Below are 23,464 nucleotides of genomic sequence, written 5' to 3'. Positions count from 1 at the left end.
TGTCCCCTCAGGCTCCTTGCCTAGCATTAAATAGTCCCTCCAAGAGGTATTATAATTTCCCCCTTTTTAGCGTAGATAAATCCTAAAAACGTAATATTTAGGATATACAGGCGTATTAAGCCATTTTAATGACTAATAATTTATATTTTTAGTTTTCATACCAATTAATGTTTATGCTAAAAAATATTTTAACACTATTAGCTCTTTCTGCTGGTCATTTGGTTATGGCCCAATCGGGTGGAGAGACGCTCCTATTACGCAATCCAAGCATCAGTGAAAAGCATGTCACTTTTGTTTATGGAGGCGATATCTGGATCGCTGATAAAAGTGGTCAAAATCCACGTCGATTAACAGTTAACCCTGCGGTGGAGCAAAATCCTATTTTCTCCCCAGACGGTTCAAGAATAGCTTTTACTGGTAATTACGATGGTAATACCGATGTATATGTTATTTCTATTGACGGGGGTGCTCCACAGCGCGTGACTAACCACCCTGCAGCCGATGTATTACGCGGATGGATTTCTAATGATGAGGTTTATTTTACTACTCAACGTGAATTGACCTATTCATTGGGAGCAAGATTGTATAAATCAAAAATCAACGGTTCTGTTGATTATCCACTACCGATGCCAGAGGCGAATCAAGGTTCTCCATCTGCAGATGGCCGTTATTGGGCTTACATTAAGAACGGTGATCCTACAGAAAGAGACCGCGTAGCTTTTAAGCGCTATCGCGGCGGAGGTATGCCATCAATCTGGATCTTTGATACCAAAACCAATGAAATACAGACTGTACCTGGCGACAAGTGCAATGATGTTAAACCAATTTGGTTAGGAGATAAGGTATATTTCTTGTCAGACAGAGACAAAACCGTAAATGTATTTAGCTACGATGTTAAAACCAAGCAAGTAGAGAAATTAACGAAATTCTCAGATTATGATGTCCGTACGTTAAACGGTCGTGGTAATGAGTTGGTATTTGAGCAAGCCGGAAAGCTTCATATACTAAATACAGCAAATAAAAAATCTACACCATTGAGCATCCGTTTGAATGCTGATGCGATGTATAAGCGTTCGCATTATGCAGATTTAAATGAGAGTATCCGTGGTTGGGAAGTATCGCCTACAGGTCAGCGTGCGCTATTTGAATCGAGAGGAGAGATTTTCTCCGTACCGAAAGAGAAAGGTGATGCTCGTAATATCTCTAATTCACCAGGAAGCCATGAACGCTTTCCTGCTTGGTCGCCTAATGGAAAATGGATTTCCTATATCTCCGATAAGGGCGGTCAATACCAATTGGTACTACGCGATCAAAAGGCAGTAAATGATCCGGTTTATATCAAATTAGGGGATACTAATTTCTATTTCCAACCTACATGGTCTCCAGATAGTAAAAAACTATTCTATTCTGATTCGCACCTTAACCTTTACTATGTCGATATCGACAGCAAGAAAGTGGTTAAAGTTGCTGATGATTATTTAGGATCGCATACGGGTAGAACCTATAATATGTTCCAGCCAACTTGGTCATTTGATTCTAAATGGATTTCCTTTGTTAAAACTCTTCAGAATGGGGTAACAGCGATCTACATGTATAATTTGGACACGAAACAAACGCAACAGATTACCGATGGTATGAGCAATGTTTCTTCTCCAGTATTCACTAGAGATGGAAAATATTTGGTATTCAATAGCAGTACAGATGTAGGCTTGACCAATTCAGGTTTGCATATGACAGCTTATGATCGCCGTCCGCAATTTAATTCTTATGCTTTCTTGCTTTCGAGTGAGACGCCTTCTTTCTTTAAGAATGAAAGTGATGAAGAGACTGTAAAGTCGGATGAGCCGAAAAAAGAAGAAAACAAAGACAAGGAAAGCGATAAAGCAAACGATAAAAATAAAGGAAAGGATAGCAAAGCAGCTGATTCTAAAAACAAGGAAGCTGATAAGAGCAAAGAGAAATCCAAGGACATTAAGGTTGATTTCAACAACATCAACAGTCGTATTTTAGCTTTGCCTATTCCTGCGGGCTCTTTTGGATTTGATGGTCATGTAGAAAACCAATTGATCTATGTGCGCGATCGTAATATATATGCCTTTGACTTCAATAAAATGGAAGAAAAACCAATCGCTGAAAATGCTGGTGGTTTTACTATTTCTGCCGATGGTAAGCAAATGCTTTACAGCAATCGTCAAGGGTATTATTTAGTAACAGCAGGTCAAAAAGTAGGTGGTGAAGCTGGTAAATTAAAACTTGATAACATCAAGTTGTTAGTTGAACCTGAGCAAGAATGGAAGCAAATCTATAATGAGGTTTGGGCTATGCAAAAGGACTTCTTCTACGTGGAGAATATGCATGGTGCTGACTGGAAAGCTGTTAAAGCAAAATACGAGAAATTCCTTCCATATGTAAATCACCGTTCCGATTTAGGATATCTGTTAAATGAGATGCTAGGCGAATTGGTTGTTGGTCATAGTTACATCTATCCAGGTGATGAGCCTTCAGCACCTTCGGTATCAACGGGTGTTCTAGGGGCAGACTTCACAATTGAGAACAACCGTTATAAGATTCAAAAGATCTACAGTCGAATGGACTGGAATCCTTCCTTTAAAGCGCCATTAGCTGAGCCAGGACTGAACATTCAAGAGGGGATGTACATTTTAGCAGTAAATGGAAAAGAATTGACTGGAGACATCGATATCTATAGTCTTTTTGATAATACCGTTGATAAGCAAGTTAACTTGAAGATTAATGACAAGCCTAGCTTATCTGGCGCAAGAGATGTAGTGGTTAAACCGATCTCCTTTGGAAATGAGGTGGCATTACGTCGTCAAGAATGGGTAGAAAGAAACCGTAAGAAGGTAGATCAGTTAAGTAATAATCAGATTGCTTATGTGTATATGCCGAATACAGGTCGTGAAGGTTATGTTTCATTCAACCGTTATTACTTCTCGCAAATGGACAAAAAAGCTTTATTATTAGATGAGCGTAATAATGGTGGCGGTTCTGTTGCAGATTATGTGATTGATCTATTATCTCGTGATTTAATAGCAGGATGGGGAATCCGTGATGGACGTAGTTTTACTACTCCGGGTAATGGAATCTTTGGTCCAAAGGCAATGATTATTAATGAGAATGCTGGTTCTGGTGGTGATATGATGCCATACATGTTCCGCCATAAAGGGTTGGGTAAATTAGTAGGTCGTACGACCATGGGTATCCTTGTTGGTATCAGTGGTTATCCACCTTTGATTGACGGAGGAAGTGTTACTTCGCCAAACTTTGGTGTATTTGACTTGAAAGGAAATTACATCATTGAGAACGAAGGTGTGGCACCTGATGTATTTGTGGAGCAAACACCTAAGGACTTAATCGAAGGTCGAGATCCGCAATTGGAAAAAACCGTTCAGATCCTTTTAGAGGAAATGAAAACATATCCTTACAAAGAAATTAAAAAACCGAAAGATCCTATTCGGGTCAATTAATTCATAAAAGTAGAAGCCGGCACATACTGCCGGCTTTTATTTTATGAGATCCTTATTCTCTTCTGTTGGGACATAATAAGGCGCTCTATTGCCTTTTAGGCTTTAAAGTTCTACATTTGGGGATGCTTATAGAAATCTGGTCAGATATCATGTGTCCCTTTTGTTATATTGGGAAACATCAATTTGAAAATGCTTTAAATCAACTTACTTTTAAATCGGATATTGAGGTTCAGTACAAGAGCTACCAATTAAATCCGGAGTATCATTATGTTGCGGGAGATACAACTTATGGCTTTTTAAGTCGTTCAAAGGGTATTTCTGTAGAGCAGGCAAAGGAGATGACAGGTCATGTTGTTCAGATGGCTAGTCAGGTCGGTTTAAACATTGATTTTGACACGAATATTCCAGCAAATACCTTCAAATCGCATGAGTTAATTCATTTTGCTGCTAGTCAAAACAAGGCAAAGGAGATGAAGGAAAGATTATTTCAAGCTCATTTTGAACAAGGCAAGAATATTGAAGACCAGGCTGTATTGGTGCAATTAGCTGAAGAAGTAGGATTAAACCCAGAAGAAGCTCGTGAGGCATTGAAAACAGACCGATATGCTACGGCTGTACGACGTGATCTTCAGGAAGCCAAACAAATTGGTATTCGTGGCGTACCTTTCTTCTTATTTGACCGGAAATATGCTGTTTCTGGTGCTCAAGGTGCTGATGCCTTCCAAGAAGTTATCACTAAGAGTTACGAGGAATGGAAAGCAAATAAACCAGATATTACCTTTTTAAAGTCCAATGATGATGCGCCAAACTGTGGCAACGACGGTTGTACTATCTAATAAATCCTAAACAAATTATCCTAAATGGAAGCACACAAACAGCACTCTCCTTGGTATTCTCTTATGATCCTTTTAGGGTTAACCTTAGGTTGTGCTTTTGTAACTCAATTCTTAGGATTGATTGGTTTTGTATTGGTAACAGGTAAAGCAGATTGGTTGTTTAATCCAGATGCTGCAGCAGGACTGTTGGAGTCGCCCGGATTCCTATATACCACGCTTTTGATTAGTAGTGTGGGAACTTTTTTACTTCCTTCCCTGATCTTACAGAATATGGAGAAAGGGCAATACCGTTATTTTCCGAGTAATACCAATAAGATTGGACTGTATCTTCTCCTTACACTCCTTTTTCTAGTGGTATTTAATCCTGCTATGGAATTTATCAGTCTCTGGAATCAGAAGATGTCTTTTCCAGAGTCCATGAAGGGAATTGAAACCTGGATGTTCGATAAGGAACAGGAGTCTTCTTATATCATTGAAAAAGTAATTGTTACGACAAGTCCTTTGTTTTTATTTCTCAATCTGATTGTTATGGCTGTAGTGCCAGCTATTGTTGAGGAGTTTTATTTTAGAGGATCTTTACAAGGTATATTGACACGTATGTTTGGCAATATCCATGTAGCTATTTGGGTAACAGCCATTGTTTTCTCGGCTATACACTTGCAGTTTTATGGTTTCTTTCCACGGATGATATTGGGACTTATCTTCGGCTATTCGTTTTATTGGACACAAAATATATGGGTCGCTGTATTTGGTCACTTTATCAATAATGCTGCAGTAACCATTATTGCCTATGTTTTACTCAATGAAGGAAAAACATTCAAAGAAATTCAAACAATGGAATCATATTCCAGTATATATTATATCCTAAGTGTACTATTGGCGATAGCGGTAGGATACTATTTTTATCAAGTTAGCCGAAAATCACATGAGCATAAGCAATCCCAATTGGGTTAAAATTAGAACCTTTACCAATGCTGTTCAAGCAGAAATCATCAAGCAGATGCTTGTTGAAAACAATACCCCCGCAGTTCTAATGAATAGACAGGACTCTTCCTATTTGTTTGGAGTTATAGAGCTCTACGTTGATGTTGACCATCAAGTAGAAGCAGCAGCACTGATAGACAGTTTTGATGAGGAGGATCAAGAGAATGAAAACTAGAGCTATTACTGGTTTTTTCTTTGTCTTGGTATTGGTAGCTGCAACCCTATTCAATCCCTATGTGTTTGCAGCGTTCTTTTCACTTGTGGCGGTATTAGCTGCCCGAGAGTTCTTCAACATCTGCCAATCGGAGGATACTAAACCATTGACACAACCAGGGACTGTCACTGCCCTTGTTTTATCGGCTGTATTCTGTTTCATAACCTTTGGCTATTTGCAGCCAAGATCATTCTTATTAATAGTTCCCTTTATCGTCCTTTTATTTGTTTCATCACTCTATTTGAAGCGAGAAAAACCATTTCATGATATTGCCTATACCATTTTAGGTATTTTATACGGAACTGTGCCATTTTTATTCTTTATTAGTTTAGGTTTCTTGAATAAAAACGAGTTTGATCCCTATATACCGTTAGGCTTCTTAATTCTACTATGGACCAATGATACTGGGGCATATTTAACAGGTCGTGCTTTTGGACGAACTAAACTATTTGAAAGAATCAGCCCTAATAAAACATGGGAAGGCTTTATTGGTGGAGTATTGTTAGCTATTGGGATATCCTTTATTCTAAATCACTATTTCGGAGGTCTTTCTACGTATCAATGGGTTGGAATGGCTACTATTATTGGGGTATTTGGTACTTTGGGCGATTTGGTGGAATCTATGCTTAAACGAAGTTTGGGTATTAAAGACTCTGGTCAAATCCTTCCCGGGCATGGCGGATTCTTAGATCGATTTGATGGACTGTTAATTGCTGCTCCATTGGTATATTCACTATTACTTCTATTTTAGGCACTATGCATATTGAAAAAAGTACATTCGATTTTTTAGTTCAACTAAAGGAAAACAATAACCGAGAATGGTTTCAGGAGAATAAGGCCAGTTATGAACATGCTCATGCTAATGTTATAGCTTTTATTGAAGGTATTATCCAGGAATTATCTAAAATCGATCCACATATCAATACGGATATATCGGCCAAGAAATGTCTATTCCGCATATATCGCGATGTACGTTTTTCTAAAAACAAAGATCCTTATAAGTCTTGGTTTGCTGCAGGAATATCGGTAGACGGACGTAAGTTGGCAGGGCCAGAATATTATATTCATATTGAACCAGAAGGTACTTTCATAGCTGTAGGCTATTGGAGACCCGAGAAGCAACACTTAGAAGCTATTCGTCAGGAGATTGATTATTCTGCTGAAGAGCTTTTCAAAGCATTGGAAAAAGGAGGGTGGAAAGCGGAAGATATGTCTAGCGAAGATAAACTACAAAGACCCCCAGCAGGCTATGCCGCAGACAATGAGCATATCGAGCTTTTAAAGCACCGCAGCTTCATTCTGCACAAGAATCTTACTCGAAAGGAAATGGAGTCACCTAAAGCGCTAGAAACAATTATTAAGGCATATGCCAGCATGATACCTTTTAAGGATTTCATTCATCAAGCCATAGATCAATAAGGCAAGCTAATTTTCCCCATGCATACTGCTGGTGAATCTTGAATGTTCTGCACGTTTTCCGGATTACCAGCCACACTTTCATTCGCCAAGATGGCGAATAAGCATGCTTCTTTAGCATCCGGATTAATTCCTAAAACTTCAAAAGATTGTACTTTGTCTGGAAATGCTGTTGCTATCTGGTCCATAAGAAGTGGATTGTGCAATCCTCCACCACTTACATAAAGCTGAAAATTATCTAATCCTGCTGTTGCTTTTTGTATTCCTTTGATAATAGTCTGTGCTGAGAAGGCATTCAATGTGGCCATTGCATCCTCAGGTTGTATGCTAATAAGGTCCGCACCTTCAATTTTTCGCTCCAAATAATCCAGATTAAACAATTCAGGACCCGTAGTCTTAGGAAAAGGAAGATTTAAGAACTCTTCGTATTCCAATTCCGCCAATAGGGTTTGGTGTATGGAGCCTTGTTTGGCAACCGTGGCATCCTTGTCCATTTCTTGACCATAATGTTTAAACATAAACTGGTTCATCATGGTGTTCCCAGGTCCAAGGTCAGTGGCATAAGCCTCCATTGTGGAATCTTTTTTAGGCAAGAAAGTGAAATTAGAGATTCCACCAATGTTCAATAGAATGCGGTTTTCTGTTGGAGAACTAAACAAGAGGTAATCGCCATAGGCAGCTAAAGGAGCACCTTCACCACCAGCAGCTAGATGCTTTTGTCGGAAGTCCGATAGAGTAATAATACCTGTCTTAACAGCAATATGGTCGCCATCTCCCAATTGTAAAGTGCTGTTGGGTAAGCTGCGGTCTCCAGTAAGAGACTGTGGAGCATGATAAACTGTCTGTCCATGACTTGCTATTAAATCAATATCTGCTGCTTTCAATCCCCATTCATCCAGGGCTTCCAATATCAAATCAGCATGAACCAGCCCTATATGCGCATGCAATCCACATAAAGTCTGGTGATCAATATCTCGTTTTGCGAATACTTCACGAACCTGATCGCGGAAAGATTGATCGTAATCTTTGCAAGTAAAATTCAATATTTCTACCTCAGATTGATCACCCGCCCCTTTGATTCGGCATAAAGCGATATCCAAACCATCCAAGGAGGTGCCCGACATTAATCCAATGATTAATCTTTCTTCTTTAGAGGCAAGCTGATAAAGGTTGACGATGCTCGTATTCATAGTATAAAAATACATTTAACTTTTGTAATATGCTTTCTTAATCCTATTTTTGAGGGAAAAACAAATATTTAAGACATGAATTTTCCTTCTGAATTAAAGTACACCAAAGACCACGAATGGATTCGTGTAGAAGGTGATGAAGCTGTTATCGGAATTACAGACTTCGCTCAACGCGAATTAGGTGATATCGTATTCGTTGATATCAACACTGTTGGTGATGAGGTTGCTGCAAACGAAGTATTCGGTACAATCGAAGCCGTAAAAACTGTTTCTGATCTTTTTATGCCAGTAAACGGTACTGTATTAGCAGTAAACGATGCAATTGATGCATCTCCAGAATTGGTAAACTCAGATCCTTACGGTGAAGGATGGATCATCCGCGTGAAATTATCTAACCCAGCTGAAGTAGATAGCTTACTTTCTGCAGATGGATATAAAGCTGAAGTAAATGCATAAGCATTTTAAAGCATAAAAAAAGCTCGATAAAATCGAGCTTTTTTAGTATTTAGTATTTAGTACAGAGTAGTTAGACCAATTGGTGTGATAAAAGTACCATCATTTACAACTCAGAGAGAGGCATGCTTCGCCCGCTAATACGCTCAAAAAACTATCCCGCCAATAGGTCTATATACTAAATACTAATTTCTAAATACTACAAAAAAAGCCCCTATGAACACTCATAGGGGCTTTTTTTGAAAATCGTTTTCTTATTTCTTGATATAAGATACTTCTTTTACGGCTTTAACCACTTTCGCGATGCTTGGAAGGGAAGCTTCTACCAAGGTAGGTGCATAACCCAATGGAACATCTGCTGAAGTAACACGTACGATAGGAGCATCTAAATAGTCGAATGCATGTTTTTGAACGTGGAAAGTAACTTCTGAAGAGATAGATGCCAATGGCCATGCTTCTTCAACAATTACTAAACGGTTTGTTTTCTTAACAGAGTCGATGATCGCTGGGAAATCAATAGGACGTACCGAACGTAAGTCGATTAATTCTACATTGATTCCTTCTTTTGTCAATTCCTCTACAGCAGGGATAACAACACGTGATAACATTTTACCAAAAGAAACAACAGTTACATCTGTTCCTTCTTTGATTGTATTTGCTTTACCGATAGGTAAGTAGTATTCTTCTTCAGGCACTTCACCTTTATCACCGTACATCACCTCAGACTCCATGAAAATTACCGGATCTGGATCAATGATCGCTGATTTTAAAAGACCTTTTGCATCATATGGCGTTGAAGGAACAACCACTTTCAATCCTGGTGTATTTGCATACCAGTTTTCGAAGTTTTGGGAGTGCTGTGCACCTAATTGTCCAGCATTTCCTGTTGGGCCTCTGAATACGATAGGACAAGAGAATTGTCCGCCACTCATTTGGTGAATCTTCGCTGCAGCGTTGATAACCTGATCAATAGCTACTAAAGAGAAGTTGAAAGTCATGAACTCGATGATTGGCTTTAATCCGTTCATCGCTGCACCAACCCCAATACCTGCAAAACCAAGCTCTGCAATCGGCGTATCGATAACACGTTTAGCACCAAATTCATCAAGCATGCCTTGACTCACTTTGTACGCACCATTATATTCAGCGACTTCCTCGCCCATTAAAAAGATTGTTTCATCTTTGCGCATTTCTTCGTTCATCGCTTCACGAAGAGCTTCTCTGAATTGTATTTCTCTCATCAGTATTACAAATAGTGTCTTTTGTTTAGATTAGGCAAAAATACTATTATTTATCGAATATTTGTTAGCGCAGTGTACTATTTTCGATGCAATGCCCCCTATAGCGTAGAATCTAAAAGTCTGATTCCCTTTTCTGGTGGTTTAGGAAATTTTGTAACCAATCATTCAAACTTTGTAAGGCCTTCGGAATATTCCAATTCGCCGTGTTGCGTTCCTCCACCAAATTGGAAACCGCTCGAACCTGAATACAGGGCACTCCAGCCTTCTGTGCCGCATAGAAAAATGCTGCCCCTTCCATACTCTCTAAGCAATTCTTTGGCAGTTCCGTTTGTAACCTTTTAATCGTCTCTGCGGATCCATGAACCATATTTACGGAAATAGCATCTGTATAGGGAAGATTATGGTAAGCAGCTACAAGATCTTCTGCTGGTAAGCGCTCCGAAAAAGATGACTCCCCAAATCCCATTTGTTCGATCGGAAGGAAAGAACTTCCCTGTTCAGCACCGAAACGAAATATTCGGTCAGACTTGATTTTTAATACCGTCCCTAATTCATGCTCCGGATTAAAACTTCCTGCGATACCCACATTGACTAATAGATCATAACTACGCTCTTGAAGGCGCTTGCCAAGTGCATAGGCCGTCGCAACCATGCCTACACCGGTTACCAAATGATCAATGCGATAATGGTTGAAGGTCGGAACTGAATCGGCAATTTCAAGTTCCGTAGCTGATACAATAAGAATGTTCATATGCGCGAAGTGAAAATACTAAATTACGTTTATTTGCCTTATCTTTGTACTATGATTTATATTACGCGACGCGAACGCTTTAACGCTGCCCATAAATTGTACCGGGAAGACTGGTCTTTAGAAGAAAATGAGCGCGTTTTTGGCAACTGTTCCAACCCCAATTGGCACGGCCATAACTACGACTTGTTTGTGACTGTAAAAGGCCATATTAACCCTGAAACTGGTTTCTTGATCGACTTGAAACGAATGAAAGATATTATCATTCAAGAAGTAATCGATAAATTAGATCATAAGAATGTAAATCTTGATGTAGATTTTATGAAAGATAAGATGGCTTCTACGGAAGTTATTGCTGTGGAAATCTTCCATATATTGAAACCTTTCTTTGATCAGGAGAATGTGATCTTACATGCTGTCCGTCTGCACGAGACTGAAAACAATTATGTCGAATATTTCGGCGAATAACCTCAAAAATAATAGCAAACAAAAATGAGCAAATTTCAACAATTTGAAGATGCCGAGCAAGACGGCTATCTTAAAATAGATCAGTACAACGAGAAAAATGTTGAACGTATTGCAGAACACTATATTGATATCCTAGATGCTATCGGCGAAGACCCGAAACGTGAAGGCTTAATTAAAACGCCAGAACGAGTTGCTAAAGCTCTGCAGTTCCTGACGCATGGTTATGGTATCGATGCATCAGAAGTATTGCGTAGTGCCATGTTCCAAGAAGAATACAGCCAAATGGTGGTTGTGAAAGATATCGAGGTGTATTCTATGTGTGAGCATCACATGTTACCTTTCTTCGGAAAGGCACATATTGCCTACATCCCGAATGGTCATATCGTTGGATTAAGCAAAATCCCTCGTGTGGTGGATATCTTTGCTCGCCGTCTTCAGGTACAAGAACGCTTGACCAATGAAATCAGGGATTGTATTCAGGATACATTGAAGCCTGCTGGTGTCGCTGTCGTAATCGAATGTAAACACATGTGTATGGCAATGAGAGGGGTACAGAAGCAAAACTCTGTAACCACGACCTCTGCCTTTACAGGCGCATTTCAAAACGACGTAACGCGTTCAGAATTTTTAAGATTGATAACAGCGTCTCTGGATTAATAACCCAAGACAAAGCATATAAAGGGCTAAACGAGCTGATTGTTTAGCCCTTTTTCTATTTAAAAATAGTGAGGAGACCGCTTCGCTATGTGATAGGAGATGTGAGATAGGAAGTGGGATTTATTTAACGGTCGAAGCATGCTTCGACCCTACGGTTATCTTAGTTGGGATTCTTGAAATCACGATTGTTTGTAGGGGCGATGCATGCATCGCCCGCATTTAAATATTCTTTTTACCATTCCTTAAAATACGACACGGAGTTTAGAAAGGAAGTTTCTTTGACTAGCCACAGAATAAACAGATTTTATGGAGGGGAGCAAAATTTTTACCCCGACAAAAGGCTTAAAATCTTTTGTCTTTTGTCTGATGTCTAACCATCTCTTACAGAGGTTTCTTTCGACACTCCTTCGGATCTCCTTCGGAACTTGTTCGGATCTCCTTCGGATCTCGTTCGGTTAGAAGCGAACGAGATCCGAAGAAGATCCCTATCTGATCCTAAGAAATTCCTTAGGGTTCTCGAAGCAAACTAGAAGGAATACATAACTTATGTCGAAGCATTATGGAACGATGTACTTGATTTGATTTTAAAAACCCCTTACTTTTTGCAGCATTCTTTAGGGAAACATATTATGATCTTTTATGCCGAGAATCAATAAAAACGCTTTCCTCTAGTTAAAATCTCGAAATGGGCTGAGGATAAAAATATAGCTGTTTTGGCTTTATATTGCCACAATCTGTTACTTGTTAAGTATGTGTAAAACAGGGATTTAGTAAAAATGTCTTGGAGAAATGAAAGCCTAATTCTTATCTTTGCCCGGTATGTTTGAAGAATCTGAGCGTTTTAATGCCTACTTAGAGGATACTACGGACGGCGAAAATGCGTTGTTAAAAAAGGTCAATCGAGAGACCTATTTGAGGGAGACGATGCCACATATGTTGTCGGGTCACTATCAAGGAAGAGTACTTTCGATGTTAAGCAAAATGGTTCAGCCAAGCTTAGCCTTAGAGATCGGGACATTCACAGGTTATGCGACCTTATGTTTGGCCGAGGGATTAGCAGAAGGAGGAGTTCTACATACGATTGATATCAACGAGGAGCAACAGGAGCGGGTTCAGGGATATTTCGATGAATCTGGCTTTGGAGATCAAATTGTATATCATATCGCTGATGCGGCCGATGAGATCGCGAGGATCGAAGGGGTTTTTGACTTGGTATTTATCGATGCGGATAAGAAACGTAATTTATACTATTTCAACGCTTTGATCGACCGCGTACGTTCTGGAGGGATCATCCTGGTAGACAATGTCCTTTGGAAGGGTAAGGTCTTGGATGAACAGCCGGACAATCAGACAAAACAAGTAATTGAATTAAATCAAACACTGGCAAGTGACGAAAGGGTAGAGAAGTTGATATTGCCGATTAGAGATGGGCTTTTTGTGCTACGCAAAAAGTAGTGTTAAACTAAAAACAGGTTTATGCTAAAGCATTGTAGAAAGATTTTTGTGGTATGTATACTTACTACATTGACTTCCTTGGGCGCCTTTGCTCAAGACTACACAACAAAGACGTATATTGCTAAGCACAGTTCAGCTGCGCAGAAGCTTATGCGAGAAACAGGTGTACCGGCCTCCGTAATTTTGGCGGTCGCTATTCATGAGAGTGCATACGGCAATAGCCGCATCGCTCGTTACCTCAACAACCATTTTGGTATCAAGGGTAAAAACAGCAGCAAGAAGATTCGTTCTGCCTATAAGGGATACGAGTCACCGATGGATTCTTACCGTGACTTCGTCGGCTTATTGCAGCGCAGAAAGGCAACACAGCCTTTGTTCGAGAAGCATGATTCGAAAGATTATCAATCTTGGGTAAAGGGAATTGCTCGCTCGGGATACTCTGAAACCAGCGATTGGTCTAGAAAAGTGATTTCTACGATTGACCGTTACGATTTAGAGAAGTACGACGAAAAGACAAACCTCAATTAAGGGCATTTCAAGACGATGAAGAAGGTAGCATTGGCCAGTTTAATATTGGCCTTATTTTTCGTTTCATGTGGAACGAAACGCGGAACGGTGCTTAAGCATCCTCACGGAAAAACCAATACCCCGACAGCCTCTAAGTCAGGCAACAAAGGGGCTACCTCTACTTCAGGCCTAACCTATATCGAGCGCTATAAGAGCATCGCCATCGAGGAGATGAATAAGTATGGTATACCGGCAAGTATTAAGCTTGCGCAAGCCATCTTAGAATCCGGCAATGGTAATAGCGACCTTGCCCTAAGAGCTAATAACCACTTCGGCATCAAATGTGGCGGTACCTGGAACGGTAAATCAGTCACTAAATCGGATGATAATCCCAATGATTGCTTCCGAGTATATGATAATCCGGAACAATCTTTCCGAGATCACTCTCAATTCTTACTTCGTAAACGTTATGAGAAGCTCTTTCAATTGAGCAAAAACGATTATAAAGGATGGGCTCGTGGCCTAAAAGATGCAGGATATGCTACCAACCCTAGATACCCTCAGCTATTAATCGACCTGATTGAGCGTTATAACTTACAGCAATACGATAGAGCAGAACCAAAGGTTGAAGTTATCGCACGTGCTGAAAAGGTAGATCAGATCATTGAACATAAAGAAGAGGTAGAACCGCCTATTCCCGCGGAGGAAATAAAGAAGCCAGTGGCTATGAAAATCTATGAAGTGAAAGCATCTGATACACTGACTGCTATTGCGAGCAGAAACAATGTTTCGGTAAGCGACCTAAAAGCTTGGAATAGTTTAAGCTCGGATGCGGTTTCTGTAGGGCAACTCCTGGTCGTATCAAAATAGTTACAGGAGCTATTAAAAGATGTTAAAAATTAGAAAGCTATCCATCTATACTGTAGCTTTATAAAGTGAAAACCTTATTACTTATTTTATTTCTAGGAGCTATCTCATTACCACATATCGGTCAAGCACAACAACGTTTGGATGGTATCGTTTATGATGTAATAACGAAACAGCGATTGGGGGAAGTTCAAATCCGTAATATTGGCAACAACAATTCCATTTACAATGATTCGCGGGGCGAGTTTAGTATTACTGCTTCTCCAGGAGATCAACTTATCTTCCGGAAAGCGGGTTATTTGTCCGATACGATCATTTATAAGAATCAAGCGGCCTTGATCGTTAATCTTAAGGAAGCGGTGAAGCAGATACAGGAGGTTCAGGTTTATGGACGTAGAAATCCTGACGATGTATTGGATGAGATGAAGCGGGAATATAAGAAGGCTTTCAATTTAGCGGCTCCAAAAGAAGCGATTTCTATCGGCCCGACAGGCGTGGGGCTGAGCATCGATTATTTGTACAGTATGGTTAGTAAAGAAGCGAAGAATGCACGCCGATTTACGGAGTTTATCGGGAAGGTTCATGAACAAAATATTATTGATTATCGATTTACTCCAGAATTAGTACGAAATTTGATAGGACTGGAAGGTGAAGATTTGCAGGTGTTCATGAAGTTGTTTAGACCATCGTATGAGTTTATTAGTACGGCCACTGAAATGCAGTTACGGAATTACATAAAAAAACAATACGAAATCTTTAAACTACACCCAAATTTGCGACCTTTGCGGGAATTGCCAGATATCAAACTAGATGTTAAAAAAGAGAAATAGTATGAACATAAAATTTTACCTATTACCTGTTTTCCTATTTATTTTGGGTTTTTCGACCCTAAAAGCACAAGATCTTCGTGAATTGCGTGTCAAACCAGATAGCAGCATTAGCGAAGAGGACAAGAAAAAGGCATTGTCTATCAAGAACATCAATGTGCCCATTCCAAAATTAGACTTGAAAGTAAATTATTGGAAGCATTGGACTAAGTTGGGTATAAATTTCAACCAGGCCCAGTTCAGTGAAAACTGGCAATTAGGGGGTATCAACTCTTGGGCAATCATGGGATTGATGTGGCACAAGTCAGAGTTTAACCGCAATAACTTCAATTTTACAACTGAGTTTGACTTAAAATACGGAAAGGTTCGAAATGAAGGCCAAGTGGCTAAACCGAATAATGACCGTATTTTCTGGGATAATAAATTGTCCTATAAATTGTCTAAAAGCTGGGGTATCTATACGGCGATTACATTTGAATCGCAGTTTGACAACCGCTTTATCTATGGCAAGGCATCGGATGGCCGTGACTCCATTACGGGAATTACTTCTTCTTTTATGTCTCCGGCATATTTTACCGAATCCCTGGGTTTGGAGTATAAACCAGATAATACCTTTTCCTTACGTATCGGTACCGGTACTGCCCGTCAGGTTTTAATTTTAGACGAACGAGTAAAGCCAAGAAATGCTGCTGATTATTATGAGCGTTATGGCCGCTATCCTAACCCGAAGGATCCATCTAAAGGGACAGGACCTAAGTTTGGTGTAGAAGAAGGCAAGAACTTTAAGAATGAATTGGCATTTCAGTTGACAGCAGACTTGAATAGAAATATTGCGAAGAACATCAACTTAAAAGCACGTTATAATTTATTTGCTGATTATAAGGACATGGGAGATCCATCACATCGTTTGGACGCCACCTTCAGTTCGAAAATCACGTCTTTGATCAATGTTTCCTTAGGGGGAACTCTTTTATATGATTCGGACATGCACGGTAAAATCCAGTGGAATGAGGCGTTGGCAGTGGGGATACTGTTGAATTTACCAAAATAAAATAAATGCATAGACTTACAGGATACGTTGCGGTACTGGGATTGTTATTTTTCATGGCTTCTTGCTCAACCAGCAAGAAGACCAAGACCTTAGGTCAACCATCTACGGCTGTAATAGCACCTACCCCAATTGTAGAGGATACGGTGATTAGGTTAGACACCTTGATTGATTCAACAAAGCTACAGCCTAGCAATTTGGTTAATCAAATAGCACCGCCTCTTACGCCTGAAGAAAATGCTTGGAATATGTTTCGTGAGGGAACAAACAAGGCATTTGATTATGCTGCAGCCATCCACTATGATGTTCGTAAGCCTCAATTTGTGATCATTCACCATACTTCACAGAGCAGCATAGCCCAGACTATTCGTACTTTTCAATTGGCACATACTAAGGTAAGTAGCCACTATGTGATTGGTAGGGACGGTCGGGTAGTGCAAATGTTGAACGACTACCTGCGTGCTTGGCATGCTGGTAAGGGGTCTTGGGGTCAAATTACCGATATGAATTCCGTGTCTATCGGAATTGAATTGGACAATAACGGTAATGAACCCTTTCCAGATTCGCAGATTCGATCTTTGATGACCCTTTTGGATACATTAAAGACACGTTATCAAATTCCACAGAAAAACTTTATTGGGCATAGTGATTTTGCACCGGGGAGGAAGGATGACTCAAGTGCGTTCTTTCCATGGGAAAGATTGGCGCAACGAGGTTTTGGGATTTGGTATAATCCGAATGCTTTAATGCCAGCTCCTGCGAACTTTAATCCAATAGATGCCCTCAAGCTTATGGGCTATGATATGAGTCGACCAGAGGCCGTAATACGTGTGTTTAAGCAGAAGTTTATAAAGAATGACCGAACGGGAGTGCTGACTGATTACGATAAGATGGTGCTCTTCGACCTCTACAGGAAGTTCTATTAAACGGCCCGCCTAGGGAGTAATGCCTGAATTAAGAAGCCAAATAGGATCACTAAGGCAGCGCCTATAGGGTTGAGCCATAGGAAAGCCATAATATCCATTTTCCACAGACTGATAATAATGACTTCAGTAATTAATGCCGCAATAAAAACGGCACGTCCGGATATGCTTTTTGCATAAAAGGCGACTAAAAAGATCCCTAAGATCGTTCCATAGAACAAAGACCCTAAAATGTTCACGGCTTCCAATAGATTACCAAGTTTGTTGGCATAAAGAGCTATGATGACGGTAAATATTCCCCAACATAAGGTACTGATTCGAGATGCCAGAAGGTAATGGGCATCATCTGCACCCTTTTTCACAAATCGTTTATAGATGTCGATCACCGTGGTTGAGGACAGAGAGTTAATAGCACTGGCAGTCGCGCCCATGGACGCCAAGAAGATGATGGCAATTAGTAGGCCTATTAAACCCTTAGGAAAGACGTCAATAACAAAGCGTAAGAATATGTAGTTGTTGTCGTTCGTGTCTGCTTCTACATCATTCTTTTTCATCAATTTGACTAAATCCTCTCGTAGAACCTTCTCTTGGTTATTATAATCCTGCAATTGATTTCTGAATCCATCGACTTTAGCCTCCTCATGTTGATCTAAGGCATTGGTCAAGTTTTGGATCACCAAGGTCTTTTCCTGACTGAGCTGCTCATGCTTCTGCATAATGCCCTGATAAGCTTCCCTGTGCTCACTTCGTTCCAGTTTGTTTACTTCTGCCTCATTAAAAAACAAAGGCGGCGTATGGTATTGGTAATAGGCAAAAACAAGAATCCCGATCAAGAGAATACAGAATTGCATAGGTACTTTCAACAGGCCGTTCATTAATAAGCCCATTCGACTTTCCTTGATGGAAGCACCTGTCAAGTATCTACCTACCTGACTTTGGTCTGTTCCAAAATAAGAAAGCTGTAAGAAAAAACCCCCGATAAGACCGGTCCAAACGGTGTATTGGTTGTTGAGATCGAGTTTGAAATCAATGGCATTTGTTTTTCCAGATTTACCAGCAATATGAAGTGCATCACGGAATCCAATATTGGTTGGCAAGAGGTGCACCACGAGGATGCCCGCTAAGAGGAGACCTGCGAATATAATTCCCATCTGCAGCAATTGGGTATAGGATACTGCTTTCGTGCCGCCATAGACCGTGTAAATGACCACCAGAGAGCCAATGCCTAATGTCGTTAAGGTTAGATCGACGTGAAGAACGGAGGACAGAATGATTGCTGGAGCAAAAATGGTGATTCCAGTAGATATTCCACGCTGAATCAAAAATAGGCTGGCCGTAAGAACACGCGTGTTGACATCGAAACGTTTCTCCAGGAATTCGTAGGCCGTATAGACCTTTAGCTTATGAAAAATAGGAATAAAGGTAACACAGAGGACGATCATGGCTAGGGGCAGTCCAAAATAGAATTGCACAAAGCTCATTCCAGAAGTATAGGCAAGCCCGGGGGCAGAGAGGAAAGTAATAGCACTCGCTTGAGTGGCCATTACTGAAAGACCGACCGTATACCAGGGTAAAGATCGATCACTAAGAATATAACCGTCAATGGTCTTGACGTTCTTACTTTTATAGATGCCATAAGCAACAATAGAAAGTAAGGTGAGGATGAGTACTATCCAGTCGATACTACTCATCCGAAGTATCTAGTAAAGAAATACATCAATACTATGCATACGATAAGCCAGAGAACAATTAACCAATAGAATTGTCTCCAAGATCGTACAAATGGAGGAAGTCCATTATCTGTCATGTGGTTTATGCGGCAATAGAGCCGAGATGAAGATGATGGCGAAGATCAATCCACCAACAATACCTGCGATAATACCTAATAAAGAGTGTGTAGCAACAAAAGCAGTTAATCCACCTAAGATAACACCAAATAGTAGGATAATTCCTTTTGCATTGATTTCGTTCGAGTTCTCGATTTGATTTTCCATTATGTGATTAAGTTATTTTTCTTCTTTAGTTAACAAATTTACAAATAATCTATAAGCTCCGGGCACTCCAGCGGGTAATTGTCTGAAAAATGCCAAAGAAGTATAGACAAATTTACCTTTTCCATGTTTTGTAAGGATTAAAGAACCGTTGGAAGCGGCCTCATTCTGGTCGTTCATAAGCAATGGGCTGCGGTATTGCGGGTCGATTTGCTCTGCAAAGTACAATCCACGCTCTTGGACCCAACCCTTGAAGTCTTCCTTTGTAATTTTATTGGGATAGTTTAAAACCGGGTCTTTCGGGTCTGTAAACTTAACTTCTGCATCTTCTTCCGTTACCCTAGTTCGGCTTATTTGAAAAGGATAAGGACCAAGAACTGAAGTGCCCATACGCGAATTTACATTGTACTGTACCACTGCCACGCCACCATCTTCTACATATTTGATTACCTGTGGTAACCAACGGTTCACCGAATTGCTTACATTGTAGGCTCGAACTCCAACTACCACCGCATCGTAAGGTTTCAAAGCTCCCATGCTGATGTTGTCTGGATTTAGCACATCGACTTGAATGCCTATGTTCTCCAAAGATTGTGGAATCAGGTCTCCTGCACCTGGAATGTAGGCAATGCGTTTTACAGGGTTGGTGATTTCCAGGGATTTGACTTGAAGAGAAATAGGAGGGAACCAAGTTATGCTCGGGATATGATCATAGCTGATTTTGTGGTAGCCTATTAAAGGCTGAGTGTTCCAAAGTAAATCGACCTGTGTGCTTGGGCTGTTTTTTGGGTTTGAAACTTGAATATGTCCTTCCCAAATCCCGCCAGCAGGAATCTCTACCTGAAATTGATTGGGTTGTAATACCAAGCCATCTGTTTGTTTAAACTGAAGATTGCCCCTTTGAGTCGAATTGCTGTGGTTTTGAAGTTGAATGCGAATACTTTTGTTTTCATTGGCCTGCAAAAGTAAATTTGAACTGCTTAAAGCCGCTGTTATGATTGGGCTTATGCTGAGGGGCTCCAATATCTCACCATGTACTGGGTCTACATAACGATAGACAACTGGCAGATCTAGGTTTATTTTTTCTCCATAGAAATCCAATTGAACTGTAACCTTCGGTTTTTCACTGTTTTCAGGATATCCGAAATCGGATTCAGCAACATCAAATTTCCCTAGAGTATGTGGCTTGACCAACCAATAAGGTTGGGTATAATTGGCAAATGATTTTTGGATCGTAAAGGTTTGCGTCTTATTGACAGGTAGACTTACTTCTTTACTGGAATCTCCATCAATTGCTTTCAAGATCACAGGGATGTTGTTGGATCTGGAGATTAATTCTACCTGAATTGGCATTTCCTCCTGCATGACAGCCAATGCCTTCTTACTAGTAGCGGTCATGTGTAAGCCAGCACAGTCAATTAAAAGCTGCTCCACCTCTTGGAGTTTTTCTTTTTTCCAAAAAGAATCTTTTAGCTGATTGATGTGTTTGTGTAGTTTAACCAGATCAGGAATGGAAAGATCGGGGCTGTTTGCTTTATAGTTCTGTTGGATAAGTTTGATAAGTTCTTGAATTCGGTTTGTCGGTTCAGGCAGTCTGGACCAATCGGTTTTAATTCCTTCAAAAAGATCGGTATTGGCTTTATCGCCGACCACATGATCGAAGTATTCTATGGTTTCACCACGTTGGGAAGCGGCACCAAAACCTTGGCTTTTATGTTGAGACCGACTGAGTGCGGCAATTTCGCCGTAAGAATATCCCAATAGCGGATTATACTGCCCAATATTGACCTTTAATTGATCCTCAGAGGTGTGGTTCATTCCACCGAAATTTGCAGTATTCCAAACGAGTCGCTTAGCTTTCCACGGTTTCAAGGTTTTCAATTGCTCAGGGAACTTAGAAGGTTCTGCTGCAGCCAGAAAAGCTTCATGTGCTAAGATCGCCGATGCTTGATGGTGCCCATGTCCACCTCTACTGTCCGGAGGGAAGCGTGTGATAATGACATCAGGCTGTAATTTGCGAATCAGGTAAACAGCCTCTCTTAATGTTTCGTTTTTCTTCCAGAAATTGAATGTTTCTTCGTGGGTTTTGGAGAAACCAAAATCGAAAGCCGAAGTAAAGTATTGTTCACCTCGATCAATATTTCTGGCGGCTAATAATTCCTGCGTGCGGATAAGGCCGAGTTCAATTCCTTGCTCAGTCCCTAGCAAGTTTTGCCCGCCATCGCCTCTTGTAAGGGATAGGTAGGCGGTCTTATATTTCTTTTCATTTGCCAACCAGGCTATTAGCTTGGTGTTTTCATCATCGGGGTGTGCTGCAAAATACAACACGGAGCCTAAACTGTTTAATCGATCAATCTTCAGTTTAATCTGGGCAGCATTGCTGCTGTTTTGGGCATGAAGAAAGAGAGATTGAAAAAGGAGGTATAGCAGTAAACTGCATGTTCTAAGCGTCATAGAACTAAAAATAAGGAAGTTTTACGTATAAAAATAAAAGGAATCAAATTAATTTGATTCCTTTTACCAACAATTAAAAATCTTTGACTTCAAACCGATGTGTTTAAAGCATTGGTTCATTTGGCAGGATGATGCGCTTATTTGATCTAACCTTTAATGAATATAAAAGTAATACAAATAGAATGGAAAACGGGGGATTGGCTTAAAAAACTTTTCCACAAAAACACAGTTATGCACAGGTTTTTGTGGAAAAGGAAAACAATAATTGCTGCTCAAGTGCAGCTAATGCTTGAGGTTATTTATCAATTGAACCCATTACACGCTTCATAAAGCTGTTTAGGGCTTCTTTTTGTGGCATGCCTTCTTGTACTAATTTGTTTACTTCGATGGCGCCGTACATATTTGAAATTAATTCACCAATGACATCCAGCTCCTCATCTTTCAATTGAGAAACTTCGGTCAAAGATTCTAAAGTCTCGATTGTTTCCAAGACAAAGTCTGCATCGTTTTCAGCGATGAACTCGGTCAGGTGCTTAATTATTGGTAACTTCATTTAATAAATCTGTTAATCCTTCTATTTTATTTGTTTGTACTTGGTTTACCAATTTACCGTTTTTGAAAGCGGCAAATGTAGGTAAGTTATTTACGTTAGCTAGTTTTCTTGATTCCGGAAACTTCTCTGCATCGACGATTAAGAACGTCACGTTCTCATTTTCGCCTGCAAGTTTCTTAAATTTTGGCTTCATGATACGGCAATTGCCACACCAAGAAGCGGCATACTGAACCATAACTACTTCGTTATTGTCTACTACTTCTTGTAAGTTATCAGCGTTTAATTCTTGTAACATGATTATTTTTTATTCGTTAATGTCTGTTTGTTAATTTAAACCGTTGTTGCTTTTGATCTTCAGCAAGTAGATTCGATTGTTTGGGCAATGGAATCTAAAAAAAAGAGGAGGCTATAACCTCCTCTTTATAGAATTCGGTTATTAGTTTTGAGATAGGTAAGATGCTACACCGTCGCGAGTTGCGTTCATAGCTTCTTTTCCTTCTTCCCAGTTTGCTGGACAAACTTCTCCGTGTTTTTGAACGTGCGTGTAAGCATCGATCAAGCGGATGTATTCTTTAACGTTACGGCCTAAAGGCATATCGTTTACTGACTCGTGGAATACTTTACCAGTCTCATCGATCAAGTAAGTAGCACGGAAAGTTACTGCAGAACCCTCCACCAAAGTACCATACTCTGGGTGCTCTACCTCTTTCATTTCTAAGATGCCCAATACACTGGATAGGTTGCGGTTAGTATCTGCAACAAGCGGATACTCAACACCCTCAATACCACCATTGTCTTTTGCTGTGTTTAACCAAGCAAAGTGTACTTCTGCCGAGTCACATGATGCACCAACTAGGATCGTGTTTCTCTTTTCGAACTCTGCAGCTGCTTCTTGGAATGCGTGAAGCTCCGTCGGACATACAAACGTAAAGTCTTTTGGATACCAGAACAACAAGATTTTCTTGTTCTCTTGCTTCGCTTTCTCAAATAAGTTCAATGTGAAATTGTCACCTAAATAGTCAATAGCGTCAACTGTAATGCTCGGGAAATTTTTACCTGTAAAACTCATAATATTTTCTTTTCTTTTTCTGATACAAAAGTACGCTTTTTATCGCCTCAAAAGTATTGATATTCTTTATTAACTATC

At 40.1% G+C, this 23,464-nt stretch carries 24 protein-coding genes; 15 read left to right on the top strand and 9 right to left on the bottom strand.

All coding sequences use genetic code 11. The features are described from left to right. The first annotated feature begins 173 nt into the window (after window positions 1–173). The 6 genes from ABD676_RS13455 (at window position 174) to ABD676_RS13430 (ending at window position 6,938) form a co-directional block, all read left to right on the top strand. Window positions 174–3,485 (top strand): S41 family peptidase, encoded by a 3,312-nt coding sequence (locus ABD676_RS13455; RefSeq protein ID WP_344675237.1) that lies wholly within the window; start codon window positions 174–176, stop codon window positions 3,483–3,485. Window positions 3,486–3,607: 122 nt separating this feature from the next. After that, window positions 3,608–4,321 (top strand): DsbA family oxidoreductase, encoded by a 714-nt coding sequence (locus tag ABD676_RS13450; protein ID WP_344675236.1) that lies wholly within the window; start codon window positions 3,608–3,610, stop codon window positions 4,319–4,321. 24 nt (window positions 4,322–4,345) lie between these two features. Continuing rightward, window positions 4,346–5,275: a CPBP family intramembrane glutamic endopeptidase gene (locus ABD676_RS13445; RefSeq protein WP_344675235.1), complete on the top strand. Its 930-nt coding sequence runs from the start codon at window positions 4,346–4,348 to the stop codon at window positions 5,273–5,275. After that, on the top strand, window positions 5,247–5,480 hold the full coding sequence (locus tag ABD676_RS13440) for a putative signal transducing protein (RefSeq protein ID WP_344675234.1): 234 nt from the start codon (window positions 5,247–5,249) through the stop codon (window positions 5,478–5,480). Before ABD676_RS13445 ends, ABD676_RS13440 begins: the two co-directional genes overlap by 29 nt. Continuing rightward, window positions 5,470–6,270 (top strand): phosphatidate cytidylyltransferase, encoded by an 801-nt coding sequence (locus ABD676_RS13435; protein ID WP_344675233.1) that lies wholly within the window; start codon window positions 5,470–5,472, stop codon window positions 6,268–6,270. Before ABD676_RS13440 ends, ABD676_RS13435 begins: the two co-directional genes overlap by 11 nt. Before the next feature lie 5 nt (window positions 6,271–6,275). Continuing rightward, window positions 6,276–6,938, top strand: a complete 663-nt coding sequence (locus ABD676_RS13430) for a DUF2461 domain-containing protein (protein ID WP_344675232.1) — start codon at window positions 6,276–6,278, stop codon at window positions 6,936–6,938. Here the strand turns inward: ABD676_RS13430 and ABD676_RS13425 are convergent. After that, window positions 6,932–8,125, bottom strand: a complete 1,194-nt coding sequence (locus tag ABD676_RS13425) for an anhydro-N-acetylmuramic acid kinase (RefSeq protein ID WP_344675231.1) — start codon at window positions 8,123–8,125, stop codon at window positions 6,932–6,934. The two genes, ABD676_RS13430 and ABD676_RS13425, sit on opposite strands and share 7 nt — an antisense overlap. A gap of 75 nt (window positions 8,126–8,200) precedes the next feature. Between ABD676_RS13425 and gcvH the strand changes: the two genes are divergently transcribed. Then, on the top strand, window positions 8,201–8,581 hold the full coding sequence (gene gcvH / locus ABD676_RS13420) for a glycine cleavage system protein GcvH (RefSeq protein WP_344675230.1): 381 nt from the start codon (window positions 8,201–8,203) through the stop codon (window positions 8,579–8,581). 251 nt (window positions 8,582–8,832) lie between these two features. On the opposite strand, the gene ABD676_RS13415 is transcribed toward gcvH, so the two are convergent. Both ABD676_RS13415 and mqnB read right to left on the bottom strand, forming a co-directional pair. Next, complete coding sequence (locus ABD676_RS13415; protein ID WP_344675229.1) at window positions 8,833–9,819, bottom strand: pyruvate dehydrogenase complex E1 component subunit beta; 987 nt, start codon at window positions 9,817–9,819, stop codon at window positions 8,833–8,835. A gap of 112 nt (window positions 9,820–9,931) precedes the next feature. Continuing rightward, complete coding sequence (gene mqnB / locus ABD676_RS13410) at window positions 9,932–10,570, bottom strand: futalosine hydrolase (RefSeq protein WP_344675227.1); 639 nt, start codon at window positions 10,568–10,570, stop codon at window positions 9,932–9,934. 51 nt (window positions 10,571–10,621) lie between these two features. Here mqnB and ABD676_RS13405 point away from each other — a divergent pair, with 51 nt between their 5' ends. The 8 genes from ABD676_RS13405 (at window position 10,622) to ABD676_RS13370 (ending at window position 17,322) form a co-directional block, all read left to right on the top strand. Further along, window positions 10,622–11,035 carry a 6-pyruvoyl trahydropterin synthase family protein gene (locus ABD676_RS13405; RefSeq protein WP_344675226.1) on the top strand — a complete coding sequence of 138 codons (414 nt, stop codon included), beginning with the start codon at window positions 10,622–10,624 and terminating at the stop codon, window positions 11,033–11,035. Between the two features lie 24 nt (window positions 11,036–11,059). Next, window positions 11,060–11,692 carry a GTP cyclohydrolase I FolE gene (gene folE / locus ABD676_RS13400; protein WP_344675225.1) on the top strand — a complete coding sequence of 211 codons (633 nt, stop codon included), beginning with the start codon at window positions 11,060–11,062 and terminating at the stop codon, window positions 11,690–11,692. An 819-nt stretch (window positions 11,693–12,511) separates the two neighbouring features. Beyond that, window positions 12,512–13,147, top strand: a complete 636-nt coding sequence (locus ABD676_RS13395; protein WP_344675223.1) for an O-methyltransferase — start codon at window positions 12,512–12,514, stop codon at window positions 13,145–13,147. A gap of 21 nt (window positions 13,148–13,168) precedes the next feature. Further along, window positions 13,169–13,675 carry a glycoside hydrolase family 73 protein gene (locus ABD676_RS13390; RefSeq protein WP_344675221.1) on the top strand — a complete coding sequence of 169 codons (507 nt, stop codon included), beginning with the start codon at window positions 13,169–13,171 and terminating at the stop codon, window positions 13,673–13,675. A gap of 15 nt (window positions 13,676–13,690) precedes the next feature. Then, the gene (locus ABD676_RS13385) at window positions 13,691–14,524 is read left to right on the top strand and encodes a glucosaminidase domain-containing protein (RefSeq protein ID WP_344675220.1); all 834 of its coding nucleotides are present in this window, start codon (window positions 13,691–13,693) and stop codon (window positions 14,522–14,524) included. Between the two features lie 65 nt (window positions 14,525–14,589). Next, the gene (locus tag ABD676_RS13380) at window positions 14,590–15,351 is read left to right on the top strand and encodes a peptidase associated/transthyretin-like domain-containing protein (protein ID WP_344675218.1); all 762 of its coding nucleotides are present in this window, start codon (window positions 14,590–14,592) and stop codon (window positions 15,349–15,351) included. A 1-nt stretch (window position 15,352) separates the two neighbouring features. After that, window positions 15,353–16,399, top strand: coding sequence for a DUF3078 domain-containing protein (locus ABD676_RS13375; RefSeq protein ID WP_344675217.1), 1,047 nt, complete (start codon window positions 15,353–15,355; stop codon window positions 16,397–16,399). A 5-nt stretch (window positions 16,400–16,404) separates the two neighbouring features. Next, window positions 16,405–17,322 carry an N-acetylmuramoyl-L-alanine amidase gene (locus ABD676_RS13370; protein ID WP_344675216.1) on the top strand — a complete coding sequence of 306 codons (918 nt, stop codon included), beginning with the start codon at window positions 16,405–16,407 and terminating at the stop codon, window positions 17,320–17,322. Here ABD676_RS13370 and ABD676_RS13365 read toward each other — a convergent pair. The 6 genes from ABD676_RS13365 to ABD676_RS13340 form a co-directional block, all read right to left on the bottom strand. Beyond that, window positions 17,319–19,010 (bottom strand): sodium:solute symporter family protein, encoded by a 1,692-nt coding sequence (locus tag ABD676_RS13365; protein ID WP_344675215.1) that lies wholly within the window; start codon window positions 19,008–19,010, stop codon window positions 17,319–17,321. The two genes, ABD676_RS13370 and ABD676_RS13365, sit on opposite strands and share 4 nt — an antisense overlap. Window positions 19,011–19,115: 105 nt before the next feature. Next, window positions 19,116–19,313, bottom strand: coding sequence for a hypothetical protein (locus ABD676_RS13360; protein ID WP_344675214.1), 198 nt, complete (start codon window positions 19,311–19,313; stop codon window positions 19,116–19,118). 12 nt (window positions 19,314–19,325) lie between these two features. Further along, window positions 19,326–21,764 (bottom strand): PIG-L family deacetylase, encoded by a 2,439-nt coding sequence (locus tag ABD676_RS13355; RefSeq protein ID WP_344675212.1) that lies wholly within the window; start codon window positions 21,762–21,764, stop codon window positions 19,326–19,328. 295 nt (window positions 21,765–22,059) lie between these two features. Then, window positions 22,060–22,317, bottom strand: a complete 258-nt coding sequence (locus tag ABD676_RS13350) for a DUF6952 family protein (protein ID WP_344675211.1) — start codon at window positions 22,315–22,317, stop codon at window positions 22,060–22,062. Then, the gene (locus ABD676_RS13345) at window positions 22,298–22,612 is read right to left on the bottom strand and encodes a thioredoxin family protein (protein ID WP_344675210.1); all 315 of its coding nucleotides are present in this window, start codon (window positions 22,610–22,612) and stop codon (window positions 22,298–22,300) included. Before ABD676_RS13345 ends, ABD676_RS13350 begins: the two co-directional genes overlap by 20 nt. A 141-nt stretch (window positions 22,613–22,753) precedes the next feature. Continuing rightward, the gene (locus ABD676_RS13340; RefSeq protein WP_344675209.1) at window positions 22,754–23,386 is read right to left on the bottom strand and encodes a peroxiredoxin; all 633 of its coding nucleotides are present in this window, start codon (window positions 23,384–23,386) and stop codon (window positions 22,754–22,756) included. Between the last annotated feature and the right edge of the window lie 78 nt (window positions 23,387–23,464).

Source organism: Sphingobacterium kyonggiense, from assembly GCF_039536825.1.
Taxonomy (GTDB): domain Bacteria; phylum Bacteroidota; class Bacteroidia; order Sphingobacteriales; family Sphingobacteriaceae; genus Sphingobacterium; species Sphingobacterium kyonggiense.
Note: the sequence above shows the minus strand (reverse complement) of the source record. Positions and strands in the feature narration are given on the sequence as shown.